The 16470-nt window shown below is 54.8% G+C and carries 15 protein-coding genes; 5 read left to right on the plus strand and 10 right to left on the minus strand.

Annotated features, from left to right (window positions below; translation table 11 throughout):
- Nucleotides 1-152 precede the first annotated feature (152 nt).
- Genes yihX through fabY form a run of 4 tightly spaced genes read left to right on the plus strand, consistent with a single transcriptional unit; the run spans nt 153 to nt 3063 of the window.
- Nucleotides 153-749: a glucose-1-phosphatase gene (gene yihX, locus EE896_RS00470; RefSeq protein ID WP_003851357.1), complete on the plus strand. Its 597-nt coding sequence runs from the start codon at nt 153-155 to the stop codon at nt 747-749.
- A 3-nt stretch (nt 750-752) separates the two neighbouring features.
- Nucleotides 753-1625 carry a virulence factor BrkB family protein gene (locus tag EE896_RS00475; RefSeq protein WP_003851355.1) on the plus strand — a complete coding sequence of 291 codons (873 nt, stop codon included), beginning with the start codon at nt 753-755 and terminating at the stop codon, nt 1623-1625.
- On the plus strand, nt 1622-2059 hold the full coding sequence (gene dtd, locus EE896_RS00480) for a D-aminoacyl-tRNA deacylase (RefSeq protein ID WP_003851353.1): 438 nt from the start codon (nt 1622-1624) through the stop codon (nt 2057-2059). Before EE896_RS00475 ends, dtd begins: the two co-directional genes overlap by 4 nt.
- A gap of 56 nt (nt 2060-2115) precedes the next feature.
- Nucleotides 2116-3063: a fatty acid biosynthesis protein FabY gene (gene fabY / locus EE896_RS00485; RefSeq protein ID WP_003851352.1), complete on the plus strand. Its 948-nt coding sequence runs from the start codon at nt 2116-2118 to the stop codon at nt 3061-3063.
- A gap of 36 nt (nt 3064-3099) precedes the next feature.
- Here fabY and EE896_RS00490 read toward each other — a convergent pair whose 3' ends face one another.
- The 7 genes from EE896_RS00490 to gmk all read right to left on the minus strand — a co-directional run bounded on the left by EE896_RS00490 (nt 3100) and on the right by gmk (nt 12234).
- Nucleotides 3100-4779: an AsmA family protein gene (locus tag EE896_RS00490; RefSeq protein WP_008926969.1), complete on the minus strand. Its 1680-nt coding sequence runs from the start codon at nt 4777-4779 to the stop codon at nt 3100-3102.
- A 118-nt stretch (nt 4780-4897) separates the two neighbouring features.
- Nucleotides 4898-6271, minus strand: coding sequence for a nucleobase:cation symporter-2 family protein (locus EE896_RS00495; protein WP_008926968.1), 1374 nt, complete (start codon nt 6269-6271; stop codon nt 4898-4900).
- A 104-nt stretch (nt 6272-6375) separates the two neighbouring features.
- Entirely contained in the window at nt 6376-8454 is a 2079-nt protein-coding gene (gene recG / locus EE896_RS00500) for an ATP-dependent DNA helicase RecG (protein WP_003851349.1), read from the minus strand.
- A complete protein-coding gene (gene trmH, locus EE896_RS00505; protein WP_140916510.1) occupies nt 8451-9149 on the minus strand; it encodes a tRNA (guanosine(18)-2'-O)-methyltransferase TrmH in 699 nt (232 codons plus the stop codon). Before trmH ends, recG begins: the two co-directional genes overlap by 4 nt.
- Before the next feature lie 2 nt (nt 9150-9151).
- A complete protein-coding gene (gene spoT / locus EE896_RS00510; RefSeq protein ID WP_003851347.1) occupies nt 9152-11260 on the minus strand; it encodes a bifunctional GTP diphosphokinase/guanosine-3',5'-bis pyrophosphate 3'-pyrophosphohydrolase in 2109 nt (702 codons plus the stop codon).
- A gap of 20 nt (nt 11261-11280) precedes the next feature.
- Entirely contained in the window at nt 11281-11556 is a 276-nt protein-coding gene (rpoZ, locus tag EE896_RS00515) for a DNA-directed RNA polymerase subunit omega (RefSeq protein WP_003851346.1), read from the minus strand.
- A gap of 54 nt (nt 11557-11610) precedes the next feature.
- Nucleotides 11611-12234 carry a guanylate kinase gene (gmk, locus tag EE896_RS00520; protein WP_033743562.1) on the minus strand — a complete coding sequence of 208 codons (624 nt, stop codon included), beginning with the start codon at nt 12232-12234 and terminating at the stop codon, nt 11611-11613.
- 240 nt (nt 12235-12474) lie between these two features.
- Here gmk and ligB point away from each other — a divergent pair, with 240 nt between their 5' ends.
- The gene (gene ligB, locus EE896_RS00525; protein WP_140916509.1) at nt 12475-14226 is read left to right on the plus strand and encodes an NAD-dependent DNA ligase LigB; all 1752 of its coding nucleotides are present in this window, start codon (nt 12475-12477) and stop codon (nt 14224-14226) included.
- Here the strand turns inward: ligB and EE896_RS00530 are convergent.
- From EE896_RS00530 to EE896_RS00540, 3 genes are all read right to left on the minus strand, one after another.
- Nucleotides 14164-14781 (minus strand): trimeric intracellular cation channel family protein, encoded by a 618-nt coding sequence (locus tag EE896_RS00530; protein ID WP_008926964.1) that lies wholly within the window; start codon nt 14779-14781, stop codon nt 14164-14166. The genes ligB and EE896_RS00530 overlap by 63 nt on opposite strands.
- A gap of 432 nt (nt 14782-15213) precedes the next feature.
- Nucleotides 15214-15858, minus strand: a complete 645-nt coding sequence (locus EE896_RS00535; protein ID WP_003851343.1) for an oligosaccharide flippase family protein — start codon at nt 15856-15858, stop codon at nt 15214-15216.
- Between the two features lie 82 nt (nt 15859-15940).
- A complete protein-coding gene (locus EE896_RS00540) occupies nt 15941-16207 on the minus strand; it encodes a hypothetical protein (RefSeq protein WP_039660605.1) in 267 nt (88 codons plus the stop codon).
- Nucleotides 16208-16470 lie beyond the last annotated feature (263 nt).

Consider the following 16470-nt stretch of genomic DNA (forward strand, 5'->3'; position numbering starts at 1 on the left):
GGATTTACTCAGCCGGACCAGCGAATATTTGTGTGAATGATGTCGCGCTTTACTCACCTTCTGGCGTTTACGCTTTTCTCTCAGCCCGTGCCTGTTCAGCCTGCACTTTTGCCGCTAGAGTGAATACTCCAGGGAACAGAAGGAGACACACCATGCTGTATATCTTTGATTTGGGCAATGTGATTATTGATATCGACTTCAACCGCGTGCTGGGTGTCTGGAGTGATTTTAGTCGTGTACCGCTGGCTTCGCTACAAGGCCATTTCCAGATGGACGAAGCGTTTGAGCAACACGAACGTGGCGAGATCAGTGATGAAGATTTCGCACTGGCGCTGTGCGAAAAGCTGGAGATCGCACTGAGCTATGAGCAGTTTGCGGCTGGCTGGCAGGCGGTCTTCGTTGACGTGCGTCCGGAAACCCTGGCGCTAATGAACCGGCTGCGGCTGGAAGGTCATCGGGTGGTAATCCTCTCTAACACGAACAAGCTGCATTGCGAATTCTGGCCAACGCAGTATCCGGACGTGCAGCAGGCAGCGGATAAAATCTACCTGTCACAGGAGATAGGTATGCGCAAACCGGAAGCGCGGATTTATCAGCATGTGCTGGATGCAGAAGGTGTGACTGCCGATCAGGCGGTGTTCTTTGATGATAATCCAGAGAACATTGAGGCGGCCCGTGCCCTGGGTATTGAAAGTGTACTGGTTACTGACAGTAAAACGGTACCCAACTGGTTTGCGGGTCTACAGTAACTCATGATGTCACGTAAATTTCGCCCCAGGCTGCATGCGTTCTGGTTGTGGCTCAGGCTGTTATGGAAACGCATTGATGAGGATGGCATGACGACCCAGGCCGGTAATCTGGCTTATGTCTCATTACTGGCGTTAGTGCCGCTTATTGCAGTGGTCTTTGCCCTGTTTGCGGCGTTTCCGGTTTTCTCTGACATCAGCGTGCAGTTAAAACAGTTTGTCTTCAACAATCTGATGCCTGCTGCAGGTAACACGTTGCAACGCTATCTTGAACAGTTTGTTGCTAACGTAAACCGGATGACGGCGGTCGGGGCAGTCGGTCTTATCGTGACCGCCTTACTGCTGATGCATTCGGTCGATACGGCGTTAAACACCATCTGGCGCAGCAACAAAAAGCGACCGATGGTTTACTCCTTTGCCGTCTACTGGATGATCCTGACGCTCGGTCCGCTGCTGGCCGGTGCCAGCCTGGCAATCAGCTCTTATCTGCTTTCCCTGCGCTGGATTAATGCCACTGGCGTAACCAGTCTGGTCGATCAGATGCTGCGCATTTTCCCGCTTCTGCTGTCGTGGTTCGCCTTCTGGTTACTCTACAGCATTGTTCCCACTCAACGGGTGCCACCGCGTGATGCGCTGATTGGCGCGCTCGTTGCCGGGGCGTTGTTTGAGCTGGGTAAAAAGGGCTTTGCGCTCTATGTTACTATGTTCCCTTCATATCAGTTGATCTACGGCGTACTGGCCGTGATCCCCATTCTGTTTCTCTGGGTCTACTGGACCTGGTGTATTGTGTTGCTGGGCGCTGAAATAACCGTCGCGTTAGCTGACTATCGGCAGTTGAAGCAGCAACACCAACAAGAAGAGCAACGCGAGGAAACATGATTGCATTGATTCAGCGCGTGCAGCGCGCCAGCGTCAGCGTCGATCAGGAAGTGACCGGTGAAATTGGCGCGGGTTTACTGGTTCTGCTGGGCGTAGAAAAAGGCGATGACAACGCGCGAGCGGAACGTCTCGCAGAACGTGTACTGGGCTATCGCATCTTTAGCGATGAGCAGGGCAAGATGAACCTGAGTGTCCGCCAGGCGGGCGGAAGTGTGCTGGTGGTGTCGCAGTTTACGCTGGCCGCGGATACGCAAAAAGGGATGCGCCCCTCGTTTTCGGGTGGCGCTGAACCTGCTGAAGCCGAACGTCTGTATGAATACTTCAGCGACTGCTGTCGCCAGCAGGGGATTACTACGGCGAATGGCCGTTTTGCTGCAGATATGCAGGTCTCGCTGGTGAATGATGGTCCTGTGACGTTCTGGTTGCAGGTGTGAGATCGTCAGCTGAGCGGCAGGGAACAGGCCATACATCCGAGCGGGAGAAACATTACATGTATCACCTTCGCGTGCCACAGACGGCGGAAGAGCTGGATATCTATTATCAGTTCCGCTGGGAGATGTTACGTAAACCTCTGCGTCAACCGCAGGGGTCAGAACGTGACGCCTGGGATGCCCTGGCACATCATCAGATGGTGGTTGATGAACAGGGAAATCCGGTCGCTATCGGCCGTCTCTACATTAATGCCGACAATGAGGCTGCTATCCGCTTCATGGCCGTTCATCCTTCGGTGCAGGGTAAAGGGCTGGGAACGCTAATGGCGATGACGCTGGAGTCGGTAGCGCGTCAGGAAGGAGCTAAACGGGTAACCTGTAGTGCCCGCGAAGATGCTGTCGCATTCTTCGCTAAGCTCGGCTACGTCAACCAGGGCGAGATTACCGCGCCCCAGACGACGCCGGTTCGCCACTTTCTGATGATCAAGCCTGTCGTTACGCTCGATGATATCCTGCATCGTGCCGACTGGTGCGGACAGCTGCAGCAGGCCTGGTATGATCATATTCCGCTCAGCGAGAAGATGGGTGTCCGTATTCTGCAGTTTACCGGGCAGAAATTTATCACCACCATGCCGGAAGCGGGAAATCAGAATCCACATCAGACGTTGTTTGCTGGCAGTCTGTTCTCGCTGGCCACGCTGACCGGCTGGGGATTGATCTGGTTACTGCTGCGCGAGCGCCATCTGGGCGGCACCATTATTCTGGCGGATGCGCACATTCGCTACAGCCACCCGATTAGTGGCCGGCCTGGCGCGATTGCTGACCTCGGCTCATTAAGCGGCGATCTCGACCGTCTGGCGCGCGGACGTAAAGCACGTGTGCAGCTTGAAGTTGAGCTTTTTGGCGACGATGAGTGTGGCGCTGTGTTTGAGGGGGTCTATATTGTTCTGCCTGCCGATCCTGACGGGCCGCTGGAAGAGGGCGGTTCCGGCGCACGTATCAACTAATCATAAGGGCCGCCTCCGCGGCCCTTATTGATCCTGTTAACGCACCTGACCGGCCTGCATTGTCTGCTGTAACTGTTGACTGTCCGTCGTCACCGACAGAGTGCCATTCACGGTCGGGCGCAGTGGCTGGCCTGCGGGTAATGCACCGCTTAGTTGCAGCTGCATATTACTGTCACCGGTTAACGGCAATACGGGCCATCCCCAGTTCTGCAACACATTCACCGGCACTGCCCGACCCGTCAGTTGCAGTGTCAGAGGACGCGCTGGCTGCTGACCTACGGTGGCGGTTCCTTCGAGCAGGCCCTTGTTACTGAACGCACTCAGTTCAGTAACCTGAATCTGCTGCGGGTCAGCACTTAGCGCAATCGACGGATGACGCAGATCGGTGCGGTTAAAGGTCGATTCTGCCGCGTTCAGGCTGAGCTTACCCGACCAGATCCCCCACTGATGCTGCTGAGCCAGCAGCAGGTTTTCGCCAGCGCCATCCAGTGAAGTCAGCTGGAAGGGAAACGCCGGATTAATATCGATAATCAGGTTACGGTTAGAGGTGAAACGCGTTACCTCTACACTCTCCAGCCACGCGGGCAGTGTCGCCTGCCAGCGGTCACGCCAGTCCTGCGGCAGCGTGTATTCCAGTCCGGCAACGGCCAGATTTTTCAGCGTCAGGCGCTTATTGCTGCGCGACCAGTCACCGTCAGCCCGAATCACCCCGTTCGCCCAGCGTGAACTGAATTGTGTCAGCGCCACACCCTGCGGTGAGAAATCCAGGTTAAGGATAGGGTCATTAAGCTCGAATCCACCGTCGATAAAATTGCTGGCATTCAGCGCCAGTGAACCGTCGTTACTCTGCCAGTCATCTCCCTGCCAGTTAACGTTTCTCAGCGTCAGATCCAGATCTGTCACCGCCCAGTCAGGCCCCTGCAGACGGGCATCGGTCATGTCGAGGCGGGTAATGGCAATTGACGGAACAACCTGCAGGCTATGCAGGAAATCTTTCAGGCTGCTGGTAGTCTGCAGACGGATGTCGTTCAGTCGCAGCTGATTAATTTTCCAGTTGCCCTGGGCATCGCGCTCACCGTTACCGGTCATGGAGCCACGCGCCAGGTCGGCACCAATATTGTCAAAGCGCATCCGACCCTGGGAAACACTGCCCTGAATCAGGACGTTTTCACCCGGCACATTATTCAGCGTCATGCTGCCTGCGCTCATCTGGAAGCGGGCATCGCGACCCAGCATATCCAGCCCCGTGGGCTTCCACGGCAGGATGCCGCCATTAACCTGCTGAGCAAACAGCGGTAACGCGCTCTTGGGACTGTCGATACGCATATTATTGAGTTGCAGGCGATCGGCCTGAATCGGCAGCGTGCTGCCCTGCGCCAGATTAGCCAGATTCACTTCCCCATCGCGCAGCTCAAGGCTGCTGAAATGCAGCGGATCGCTGAACTGAATCAGCGCCAGGCCGAGATCAACCCGTTTCGCGACCAGCACCGCAGGCTGACCATCGTGACCAAAGCTGAAGTCATCCAGAATGATATGAGAGGGAGAAGAGAAATTGTGTTCAATTTTACTCAGGGAGAGATGCCATTCGGTTTTGTCGCTCACCCAACGGCTAAACCAGCCTGCACCCCACTGTGTCTGCAGCAGTACATAGATCACGACCAGGGTAAAAAGCAGCAGTAAAAGTAAGGTGAGGAAAAACTTTCCAATAAATTTCATAGCATCCTTCCCGAGTTAAATCCGGTGAGAGGTTGTTATGCCTGAATTACCGTTACAGCTCAACAGACTGGATGTAAATCCGAATAATTAGCAGGCAGGCCGAAGCCTGCCTGTGGCCTTACTTCTCTGGCGGAAAAATCAGGTTGAGCACGATTGCGGTAATACCGCCTGCGGCAATGCCGGAAGAGAGCAGCGTTTTCAGCCAGTCGGGGGCAAACTGCAGGATCAGTGGCTGCTGAGACACGCCCAGACCCACCGCCAGCGACAGCGCAATAATCATGATGGCGCGACGATTAAGCGGCTCGCGTGACACGATGCGAACACCTGAGGCGGCAATGGTGCCGAACATCACAATGGTTGCGCCGCCGAGTACCGGCTCAGGAATCATCTGCACCAGACCGCTGACCGCCGGGAACAGCCCCAGCACAATCAGCATCAGTGCGACAACAAAGCCCACGTAGCGGCTGGCCACGCCGGTCAACTGAATCACACCGTTATTCTGACCGAAGCAGGAGTTAGGGAAGGTGTTAAACAGCGCGGAGACAAAGGAGTTGAGGCCATTTGCCAGCACGCCGCCTTTCAGGCGTTTCATATAGAGCGGGCCGCTGACCGGCTGTTCCGACACATCCGAGGTGGCAGTGATATCGCCGATGGTCTCCAGGGAGGTCACCATAAATACCAGCATCAGCGGAACGAGCAGGTTCCAGTCGAAGCCCAGCCCGTAATAAAGCGGGGTCGGCACCACGATCAGCGGCTGATCAGCAGGAATACCGGCTGCCGGCAGCATGCCCATCGCCCAGGCCAGCAGATAGCCCACGGCCATCGCAATCACCAGGGAGGCGACGCGCAAATAGGGGTTTTTCTGCCGGTTAAGCAGCACGATCACCAGTAGCACGGCGCCAGCCAGCATCAGATTCTTTGGTGCGCCAAAGGTATGGTCACTCATCGCGCTAAAACCGCCGCCAATCGAGGTCAGTCCTACCTGAATCAGCGACAGCCCAATAATCATCACCACGATACCGGAAACCAGCGGCGTGATAATCCGGCGAGCCAGATGCAATACGCGTGACAGCACCATTTCGGTACAGGAGGCCACCATCAGCGTGCCAAATAGCGCCGCCATCATGGTGGGCACGTCAGCGCCGCCATTCTTCAGCGCCATCCCGCCCATGATCAAAGGCGTCACAAAGTTAAAGCTGGTGCCCTGAATCGACAGCAGACCCGAACCCACCGGTCCCCAGGTTTTGATTTGCAGCAGCGATGCCACACCTGAAGCAAACAACGACATGCTGATAACGTGCCGGGTATCTTCTGCGGGCAGGCCCAGCGCCTGACAGATCAGAATGGCGGGCGTGATGACCGCGACAAACATCGCCAGCAGATGCTGACCAGCGGCAAACAGCGTTTGCGGCAGAGGTGGACGATCTTCAAGACGATAAATCAGTTCGCTTTGCGTGGCGGAAGGCTGGTCTGGCTGAGGATTGGTGGACATCTTCTGTTCTTCCCAAAAAATAATGTGGCGATTGTAATCATCCGCCGGGCAAAAGCAATCGTTTGCCCGGCGTGGATATAAAAGCCGACTTGAAGGGGTCTCATTCAGACGTTGGTAAAACGGGTGTTCTCTGGCAGCCAGCGTTCAATCAGGGCGCTGGCCTGCTCGGGATAGTGCTGGTGGATGTGGCGCGCCACACGCTGAACTTCGGGCACCATCGCTGCATCGCGCAGCAGGTCAGCCACTTTAAATTCGGCGTTGCCGGTCTGACGTGTGCCCAGCAGTTCACCCGGTCCGCGAATCTCCAGATCGAACTGGGCAATAACAAAGCCGTCATTACTGTCGCGTAGTACCTGTAAACGCTTCTGCGCCGTCTTGCTCAGCGGCGCTTTATAGAGCAGTACGCAGTGTGATGCCACGGCACCACGACCCACACGGCCTCGCAACTGATGCAGCTGTGCCAGCCCTAACCGCTCAGGGTTTTCGATAATCATCAGGCTGGCATTCGGCACGTCCACGCCGACCTCAATGACGGTCGTCGCTACCAGCAGCTGGAGTTCATTCGCTTTAAACGCCTGCATGACCGCCTGTTTTTCAGCGGGTTTCATGCGGCCATGCACCAGTCCGATATTTAAGTCGGGCAGCGCGGTTTTCAGGGATTCCCAGCTGGCTTCTGCCGCCTGTGCTTCCAGCAGCTCTGACTCTTCAACCAGCGTGCAGACCCAGTAGGCCTGACGTCCCTCCCGGCAGGCATGCTCAACCCGCGCCACAATCTCCTCGCGTCGCGTATCGGGGATAGCCACGGTGGTCACCGGGGTACGTCCCGGCGGCAGTTCGTCGATGGTTGAGGTATCGAGATCGGCATACGCGGTCATCGCCAGGGTGCGCGGAATCGGTGTGGCGGTCATGATCAGCTGATGCGGATGGAAACCCTGCTCCTCACCTTTTTCCCACAAGGCCAGACGCTGGTGGACGCCGAAGCGGTGCTGCTCATCAATAATGACCAGCGCCAGACCATTGAACTGCACCTGCTCCTGAAACAGAGCGTGTGTGCCCACGACCATAGCTACCTGACCGCTGGCTATCGCCTCCTGCTGTGCCTGGCGGGCTTTGCCTTTCTGTTTTCCGGCCAGCCAGCCGACTTCAATCCCCAGCGGCGCAAACCACTGGCGGAAGTTACTGGCGTGCTGTTCAGCCAGCAGTTCGGTCGGTGCCATCAGCGCAACCTGCTTGCCATGGGCGATAACGTTCAGTGCAGAGAGCGCAGCCACCAGTGTCTTACCCGAGCCGACGTCGCCCTGCACCAGCCGCATCATCGGGAAATCATTGGCCAGATCTTTCTCTATCTCCGCCACCACGCGCTTCTGCGCATTGGTCGGCGAGAAAGGCAGCGCGGCCAGCAGCTGGTCACTGAGATTGTGTCGCGGCGGCATCGGTAACGCATAATAGCGCTGAGCGCCGGCGCGCACTGCCAGCATGCTGAGATTATGCGCCAGCAGCTCTTCCAGAATTAATCTGCGTTGTGCCGGATGACGGCCACTTTCCAGCTCGCTGAGCCGGAGATCGGGTGGCGGACGATGCAGTGTGCGCAGCGCATCTGGCAGGCTGATTAAGCCGCCGCTTAACTCTTTCGGCAACAGCTCGGCAATCGGGCAGCTTTCCAGCAGCGTCAGCGCCTGGTCAGTGAGATTACGCAGCGTGGCCTGTCGAATGCCTTCGGTCGTGGGATAAACCGGTGTTAAGGTCTCTTCCAGCGTCACATTGCTCTGCTCGCCCTGGATGCGGTACTCGGGATGAATAATCTCAGCGCCGCGCTGACCGCGCTTAATTTCACCATAAGCGGTAACACGCCGTCCCGGCGACAGATTGTTCTTCATCCCGGCATTAAAATTGAAGAAGCGCATTGTCAGCACGCCACTGCCATCGCTGATCTGACACACCATCATCCGGCGACGACCAAAAGTGATATCTGTGTGCAGCACTTCGCCTTCGACTGTGGCCCAGATACCGGGAAGCAGATCATTGATAGCATAGAGTTGGGTGCGGTCTTCGTAGCGCAGCGGAAGATGAAGCAGGAGATCCTGAACGGTGTGCAGGTCAATTTTGGCCAGTTTTGCTGCCTGGCTGGCACCGACGCCGGTCAGTGTACTGAGCGGAATGGCATCCAGCAGACGGCCTTTCATCGTCTTTTACCGGTCGTCTGCATGGTTGCCCACCAGCTGGGATCGGCGTCGACTTCGCCCTGCGCATTGATGCGCGGATAGGGTAGACCTTTCTGCTTTGCGACCCGCGCGAGCACCGGGAATCCGCCTTCGAACAGCAGGCGTTGCTGCTCATCCTCGTCCAGCAGGCTGTAATCGCGCAGGTAAAGACCGGCGTTCTGCCGCTGTCGCTGGGCTTCATAGAGGATAAGCGCGCAGGCGACCGAGACATTCAGCGACTGCACCATACCCACCATGGGGATCACGATCTGACGATCAGCCAGCGCCAGCGCTTCTTCGGTGATGCCGGTTTTTTCCTGCCCCATCAGAATGCAGGTGGGAAGGGTATAATCGATCTCACGAAAATCCACCGCATCGGCGGAGAGATGGGTCGCTAAAACCTGCATCTTCTGCTGTTTGAGCTGTTTTACGGCATCGCCGATGGTGGGATGGGTGACCACTTTCACCCAGCTGTTGCTGCCGGCAGACGCGGAAGCCTGCGTGCGCATCCGCTGGCTCGGCCAGACGGCATGCACTTCGTGGATGCCAACGGCGTCGGCCGTGCGGATCACCGCTGAAACATTGTGTGGTTTATGCACCTGCTCCATGCAGACCGTCAGGTCGTGCTGGCGCAGTGCCAGCATCGCCTGAATCCGGGCAAAACGTTGATCGTTCATGCCTAATTACGGTTACGGTGGACTTTGATCACATCCGGCATCACGCGAATTTTACGCATGATATTCGCCAGATGAACGCGGTCACGTGCGGTGAGGCGGATAAAGGCGCTATAGACGCGACCATCACGCTCTTCGGTATTCAGGCTCTGAATATTCGAACCCGCCGTGTTGATGGCCGCCGTCAGATTAGCCAGCGCGCCCTGATGGTTAAACATGTCGACTTTGATTTCTGCTACGAACTCCTGCTCGGTGACTTTATCCCACTCGACCGGCATGAATTTTTCTGGCTCTTTCTGGTAGCCACGAATGTTTCGGCAGGATTCATGATGCACCACCAGCCCTTTGCCAGGACTGACATGGGCAACAATCGGGTCACCAGGAATCGGTCGGCAGCATTTGGCGAAGGTAATCAACACGCCATCTGCGCCTTTAATCGGCAGTTTACCGCGCTTGCTGGTGCTGGTGATGGCCTTGCTGTCAGCCTGCAGCAGGTTCTTCGCCACCACCACGCTCATCGCATTACCGAGGCCAATTTCCGCCAGCAGATCATCAAGGGAAGTCAGCTTCATGCGGTCCAGTTCCTGTCTGATATTCTCAGCCGGGATTTCAGCCAGTTTACGGCTACCGCCCAGCGCATGGCTGAGCAGGCGGCGACCCAGATTAACCGAGTCTTCGCGCTTGAGGTTCTTCAGGAGCTGACGAATTTTGGCGCGGGCTTTGGAGCTGACGACAAAATTGAGCCAGGCGGCGTTTGGACGAGCGCCTGGCGCGGTGATGATCTCAATCGTCTGACCGCTGGTCAGGGTTTGCGACAGCGGATAAGGCTGGCGGTCAACGCGTGCGCCGACGCAGGCATGGCCGATATCGGTGTGCACCGCATAGGCGAAATCTACCGGCGTCGCGCCGGTTGGCAACTCAACAATGCGACCTTCAGGCGTAAAGACGTAGATCTCATCAGGGAAAAGATCGGACTTCACGCTTTCAATAAATTCAAATGAACTGCCCGCACTCTGCTGCAGCTCGAGCAGGCTTTGCAACCAGCGCTGCGCGCGAATCTGTGCAGTGGTGCCACTTTCGCCCGCCTGTTTATAAGCCCAGTGCGCAGCGACCCCCATTTCTGCCATCTGATCCATATCCTCGGTGCGAATCTGCACTTCAACCGGCACGCCGTGCGGGCCGATCATGGAGGTATGGAGCGACTGATAGCCGTTGGCTTTGGGGATGGCGATATAATCTTTAACGCGGCCCGGACGCGGCTTATATAAGCTGTGCATCTGGCCCAGAACGCGATAGCAGGTATCCAGATCTTTCACGATGACGCGAAAGGCATAGATATCCATGATCGAGTGAAAACGCTGCTCTTTCAGCGTCATTTTGCGGTAAATCGAGTAAAGATGCTTTTCGCGACCGCTGACGCGGCAGGGAATGCCCGCTTCCTGTAAACGGCCATCAATCTCAGAAAGAATCTTCTGGATCATCTCTTTACGATTACCACGCGCAGCTTTCACCACCTCTTTAATCACCCGATAACGGTTCGGGTAAAGTGCTTCAAAACCGAGCTCTTCCAGCTCTGTTTTAAGGTGATGAATACCCAGGCGGTGTGCCAGCGGACTATAAATCTCTAACGTTTCCAGCGCGATGCGGCGACGTTTGTCCGGGCGTAAAGACCCAAGGGTGCGCATATTATGGGTGCGGTCAGCCAGCTTGATGAGAATGACGCGGATATCCTGCACCATCGCCATAATCATCTTGCGGAAGTTCTCAGCCTGCGCTTCTTTCTTATCGCGGAATTTCAGCTTATCCAGCTTTGAAACGCCTTCGACCAGCTCCGCCACGCTTTTACCGAACAGCTGTTCCATATCCTGGTAAGTGGCGGGCGTATCTTCGATCACGTCATGCAGCAGCGCGGCCATGAGCGTTTCATGGTCGAGCTTCATTTCCGCCAGAATACAGGCCACGGCAACCGGATGGGTGATATAAGGCTCACCACTGGAGCGTGTCTGTCCCTCGTGGGCATCACGTGCGACAAGGTAGGCTTGCTGGAGGCGCTTGATCTGCTCCTCTGGCAAGTATTTTTCAATCAGTTGATTGAGACTTTCAAACAGATACAAGGGCGACCTGCAGGTGGCTGTTAACGACGACCTTCAGCGATAGCGGTAACGGCCTGTAACTCAGCGGCTTCCTGCTCTTGCTGTTCCTGACGATCACGCACATCTAAAATCTGATTGGTGACCAAACCTTCTTCGATTTCGCGCAGGGCGATAACGGTAGGTTTATCGTTCTCTTCCGGAACCAGCGGATCTTTGCCGCCAACCTGCATCTGACGTGCACGACGTGCAGCGACCAACACCAGGTCAAAACGATTACCAACTTTTTCTACTGCGTCCTGAACGGTTACGCGTGCCATAGGTGTGCTACTCCACAGATGAAGAAATGACTGCGCATCATACTGAAACTGTATTCAGACTGCCAACAGTTTGCTGATTAAAGCATCGTGACGCGCCTTCTGACGCGCCATACGCAGACGTTCTGCGCGAATAATGGTTTTCAGATCGGACAGCGCCAGATCAAAATCATCATTCACAATTAAATAGTCATACTCGGCGTAGTGGCTCATTTCCGCTACTGCCTGAGCCATGCGACGTGTGATCACCTCTTCGCTGTCCTGACCACGACCGCGCAGACGGCGATCGAGCTCTTCTTTCGAAGGCGGCAAAACAAAGATGCTGCGTGCGCCAGGCATTTTAGCGCGGATTTGCTGCGCGCCCTGCCAGTCGATGTCGAGGAACACGTCAACGCCGGTTGCCAGCACCTGCTCAATGGCATGGCGTGACGTACCGTAGTAGTTGTCAAAAACCCGGGCATGTTCGAGGAAAGCATCTTCCGCGATCATCTGCTCAAATTCATGTTTCTCAACAAAAAAGTAATGTTCGCCATGGGTTTCACCCGGACGCATACCGCGCGTCGTGTGCGAAACAGAGACCTGCGTGTCATACAACGGCTGGGTCTTTAACAGTGCCTGAATCAGGCTGGATTTCCCTGCACCGCTGGGAGCAGAAACAATATAGAGCGTGCCTTGAGCCATGGTTTTCTTGAATTGATTAAAAGCGGAGTCGATTTCCTGCACAGTATACACAGCTTCCCGTTGCCACGCAGCGTTTGCGCAGCGAGAACACCCAATCTTTTGCGCATCTGCGCGCAAATCTCTGTCGGGCAGCTGTAATGGTTCACGGATTACCCTGGCATCTCTTCCGGAACGAAACCTCGCCTCTGGCTGACGCTAATGCATTGCTGTTGAATGCCACAAAACGTCAGAGGAAAGAGTATGAAAGGATTCGGCTGGCCGCTATCTGCGATTATTCTGTGGTTCGCCCTATGGCCTGCGCACAGTGCCGTTTGTCCGGTCTGGACACCCGTACGGGCGACTGAAGAGATTGGCCGTTTGCAACAGCAACTGCAACACTGGGATGACGCTTACTATCGCCAGGGGCAGAGTCCGGTGGCTGACACGGATTACGATGCGCTGCAGCAGCGGCTTGTTACCTGGCAACACTGCTTTAGCGCTTCTCAGCCCACTGATTCCCCGCAACTGCCTGGCAAGGGTGAGCACCTGCATCCGGTCGCCCATACTGGCGTAAAAAAGATGCGCGACAAGCTGGCACTGGCTTACTGGATGCAGGGGCGACGCGATCTCTGGGTGCAGCCAAAAGTTGATGGCATCGCCGTTTCACTGGTGTATCGCCATGGCAGGCTGGTCTCGTTGTTAAGTCGTGGCGATGGATTGCGCGGTGAAGAGTGGCTGGCTAAAGCCGCCTGGATCCCGGCAATTCCGCTGCATATCGAGACCCCTCTCGACGAGGTTGTACTGCAGGGCGAGCTGTTTTTGTTGATGAACGGTCATCAGCAGGCGATTGATGGCGGCAAAAATGCGCGCTCACTGGTGGCCGGCGCGATGATGAGCAGGCAGCGGACTCCGCTGCTGGATTCGCTCGGTGTTTTCATCTGGGCATGGCCAGATGGTCCCGCCACAATGACGGAGCGCCATGAGCAACTCAGCCGCTGGGGGCTGGGCATTGCAGCAGAATGGAGCCACAACGTTAAAGATGAAGAGGACGTAGCCATCTGGCGTGAGCGCTGGTTTCATGCTGCGCTGCCTTTTGTCACAGACGGCGTGGTGGTTCATCAGAGTCTGCGGCCTGCAGGCAAAAACTGGCTGCCAGGCGAGGGTATATGGGCGGTTGCCTGGAAATATCAGCCTCCTGAAGTCAGTGCTGAAGTGCTCTCCGTCGATTTCCCCATTGGCCGAACCGGAAAAATAGCGGCGGTACTTAATCTTCAGCCAGTGCAACTGGATGATAAAACGGTCAGGCGGGTTAATGTCGGATCGCTACGTCGCTGGCAGGAGAGCGATATCGTCGCGGGCGATGTGGTCACGCTGAGTCTGGCGGGTCAGGGCATTCCCCGGCTGGAGCGGGTCATCTGGCGCGTGGCAGAGCGACATTATCCTCAGCCTCCCGAGGCGTCGCGTTATACGCCGTTGAGTTGTTATACCTTCAGCGCTGAGTGCCAGAAGCAGTTACTGGCGAAATTACGCTGGCTCAGCCAGAAAACGGTGCTGAATATTCCTGGGGTTGAGCGCAGCACCTGGCTGCGCTTACTGGAAAGCGGCAGTATGACGCATCTGTTCGGCTGGCTGACGTTAACACCGGAACAGATTGCCGCCGCGACGGGTCTTTCTCCGGAACGTGCAGATCAGCTCTGGCACCGCTTTAATCTCACTCGTCAGCAACCGTTTCGTCGATGGGTGAAGGCCCTTGGCGTTTCATTGCCGCAAAAGGCCCTGAATGCGCTGCCCGATCAGCAGTGGGAGAGCGTAATGCGTCGGGATGTTATGGCCTGGCAAACTCTGCCGGGCGTTGGTGCGGGGCTGGCAACGCGCCTGGCTGAGCAGTTTCAGGATGCCCGTCTGCAGGCCCTCATCGCGTTCCTGCAACAGCAGGGGATTCCTGCGTCCTCAATGCTCGGGGTGGGGATAGTTGAAAATCGGCAAACCGAGACGGAAGCGCAGCGCCAGTAAACGGGCAAAAAAGCCGAACAGCAGAGTAATGATAATCACCGCTTCATGCGCCAGCGTGGTTTTCAGCAGCAGGATATACATCCAGCCCGAGGCGAAAGCGATACCGGCGTACAGCTCTTTCTGAAACACCAGCGGAATGCGATTACAGAACATGTCACGCAGTACGCCGCCAAAGACACCTGTAATCACTGCGCTTATCGCGGCAATAATCATGGCGTGTCCGGAATCAAGTGCAACCTGCGCGCCGATAATCGAAAAGACCACCAGACCTAATGCATCCAGCACCAGAAAAACTTTGCGCAGGTGGGTCATCAGGGGCGCCAGGAATGTGGTGACAACCGCCGCAGCCGCCACAATCATGATGTATTCGGGATTTTTCACCCAACCCAGCGGATAGTGACCCAACAGGATATCGCGCACCGAGCCACCACCGATTGCGGTCACTGACGCAATAATAATGACCCCAAACAGATCCATTTTGCGGCGACCCGCCGCCAGCGCACCTGTCATGGCTTCAGCAGTAATACCAATAATGTAGAGAACGGTCAGTAACATAGCAGACTCCAGTAAGACGGCGGCAAGGCTACAGCATTGCTTAACAGGCGGCGACAGAGATTTCAGGTGGTCGGCGTCCGGGATTTGCGCAGTGTATACCAGTCCGGCCCGGCATCAGCATAGAAAGACTTTTCAGTGCAAAACCGATGATGAATGCTGGTGAAGGTTAAGATGAGACGATGTGCAGAGGAGTCGCGCGGGCCTGGCTGGTGTTAACTGACTCAGAACCAGTAGGAGATTTACAGCCCATGACGGCCAGAAATTTGCAGGTCAGATATTGGTCTGTAAAGGAGATAGAAAGAATGGGATGCTGCAGCTAAAGAAAGGAGTAAAAATATATCGACAGGATTAATAAAAAGAAAGGCGTGCTGGTTAACAGCACGCCAACGCATCGTTTCGGATGCTCAGAGCCCACCATACAGACTTATTTTATTATTTGTTTCTTGCGCGAATTTTAGCAAAAGCATTCAGACTAAAGTGATATTCCGGCTGGAACCATGAACGACCATAGTAGCAGTAAATCAGCATGCGAATGGAAGCCATCGCAAGATAACCCCAGATCGCACATAATACAGAAGGTGTCAGCCAGACGGTAAATAAGGTGACTGCAAGTCCGGCTAATACTGAGGACGTTTCAGCAAAAGCAATGCGTGTATATTGCTTTTCACGCTGTAATACCGCACGGTAATGCTGACCCTGAGGGATGATAATAAACACCACTGAGACCATCTGCAGCATGAGAGCCAGTTCGGGCTGATTAAACAGGCTGTTCAGCAGGTGACTGCCCGTAAATAAAAGACCAAACACCGCGACACCCATCAACATATTACCCCAGTAAATGGTTGAGAGGTCATTAATTGAGAGCATACAGCGACGGATCAGTGTATTTGAGAAGCCGCGATCGGCCAGAGTATCAATAAACAGTAAGGCAATTATGGCAATCGCCAGCAGGTTAAGCTCATTCGCCTGCAGAATCTGCGCCAGCAACGAGAGTTGCAACACGCCAATGCCAATAATTTTGATTGAAGAGAGCAGAGACCATTTTGCGCTATTAAGACTGCTTTCACGTATTGCCATAATATACTCGTTAGAGTTCATCAACTCTGTGAGAATTAAATAATTGTGTAACGGCAAGAAGAGGTTGCTGTGACACCGTTAGTTAGTGCAATTTTTCCGGCCGAAGTCCTGAAATACCTCTCCAGGCTTGCCATGTTATTATTGATTCAATCAAATGATGCTCAGATAAAAAATAGATATCCCTGGTAAATTCCCTGTTTCGTGTCATGGCGGAATCCCCTGCAGCTAACAGAAATTCCGCCAGATCACGAATAAATCCTTTTGTATTTTTATATTCTCCTGCCAGCATCCTTGCGGCAATCTCAACGAATTCTTTTTCTGATAACAAAGGATAGGTTGAGCGGTCCATGACTTTTTCCTGCTTTATCATTATGGGTATTGCTGTGTGTGGAATGATTTATACATTGTTTTATTTAATTTAACACCATAAGAAAAGTCTGATTGCACGACCGCAGAAATAAATGGTTTCACTTTATGCATGATAAATATTAAATCTTCAGGAGAGCAGTGATAAACAATTGTTGATGATTAATGTATGTCTCTAAGGCAGAAGGTCATCAGGGGAGACAGAGAAGCCTGAAATCCGGGAAGATCAGCTATGTGAAAGCGGGT

This window comes from Pantoea eucalypti, from assembly GCF_009646115.1.
In the GTDB taxonomy this organism is placed as follows: Bacteria; Pseudomonadota; Gammaproteobacteria; order Enterobacterales; family Enterobacteriaceae; genus Pantoea; species Pantoea eucalypti.

Bases quoted from the DNA above. Each gene is read 5' to 3' on its own strand.
- EE896_RS00490 (WP_008926969.1), bottom strand. From the start codon at position 4,779: ATGAAATTTATTGGAAAGTTTTTCCTCACCTTACTTTTACTGCTGCTT.
- ligB (WP_140916509.1), top strand. From the start codon at position 12,475: ATGAAAGGATTCGGCTGGCCGCTATCTGCGATTATTCTGTGGTTCGCC.
- rpoZ (WP_003851346.1), bottom strand. From the start codon at position 11,556: ATGGCACGCGTAACCGTTCAGGACGCAGTAGAAAAAGTTGGTAATCGT.
- EE896_RS00530 (WP_008926964.1), bottom strand. From the start codon at position 14,781: ATGTTACTGACCGTTCTCTACATTATTGGTATTACTGCTGAAGCCATG.
- trmH (WP_140916510.1), bottom strand. From the start codon at position 9,149: ATGAACGATCAACGTTTTGCCCGGATTCAGGCGATGCTGGCACTGCGC.
- gmk (WP_033743562.1), bottom strand. From the start codon at position 12,234: ATGGCTCAAGGCACGCTCTATATTGTTTCTGCTCCCAGCGGTGCAGGG.
- EE896_RS00540 (WP_039660605.1), bottom strand. From the start codon at position 16,207: ATGGACCGCTCAACCTATCCTTTGTTATCAGAAAAAGAATTCGTTGAG.
- EE896_RS00475 (WP_003851355.1), top strand. From the start codon at position 753: ATGATGTCACGTAAATTTCGCCCCAGGCTGCATGCGTTCTGGTTGTGG.
- fabY (WP_003851352.1), top strand. From the start codon at position 2,116: ATGTATCACCTTCGCGTGCCACAGACGGCGGAAGAGCTGGATATCTAT.
- EE896_RS00535 (WP_003851343.1), bottom strand. From the start codon at position 15,858: ATGGCAATACGTGAAAGCAGTCTTAATAGCGCAAAATGGTCTCTGCTC.
- dtd (WP_003851353.1), top strand. From the start codon at position 1,622: ATGATTGCATTGATTCAGCGCGTGCAGCGCGCCAGCGTCAGCGTCGAT.
- recG (WP_003851349.1), bottom strand. From the start codon at position 8,454: ATGAAAGGCCGTCTGCTGGATGCCATTCCGCTCAGTACACTGACCGGC.
- yihX (WP_003851357.1), top strand. From the start codon at position 153: ATGCTGTATATCTTTGATTTGGGCAATGTGATTATTGATATCGACTTC.
- EE896_RS00495 (WP_008926968.1), bottom strand. From the start codon at position 6,271: ATGTCCACCAATCCTCAGCCAGACCAGCCTTCCGCCACGCAAAGCGAA.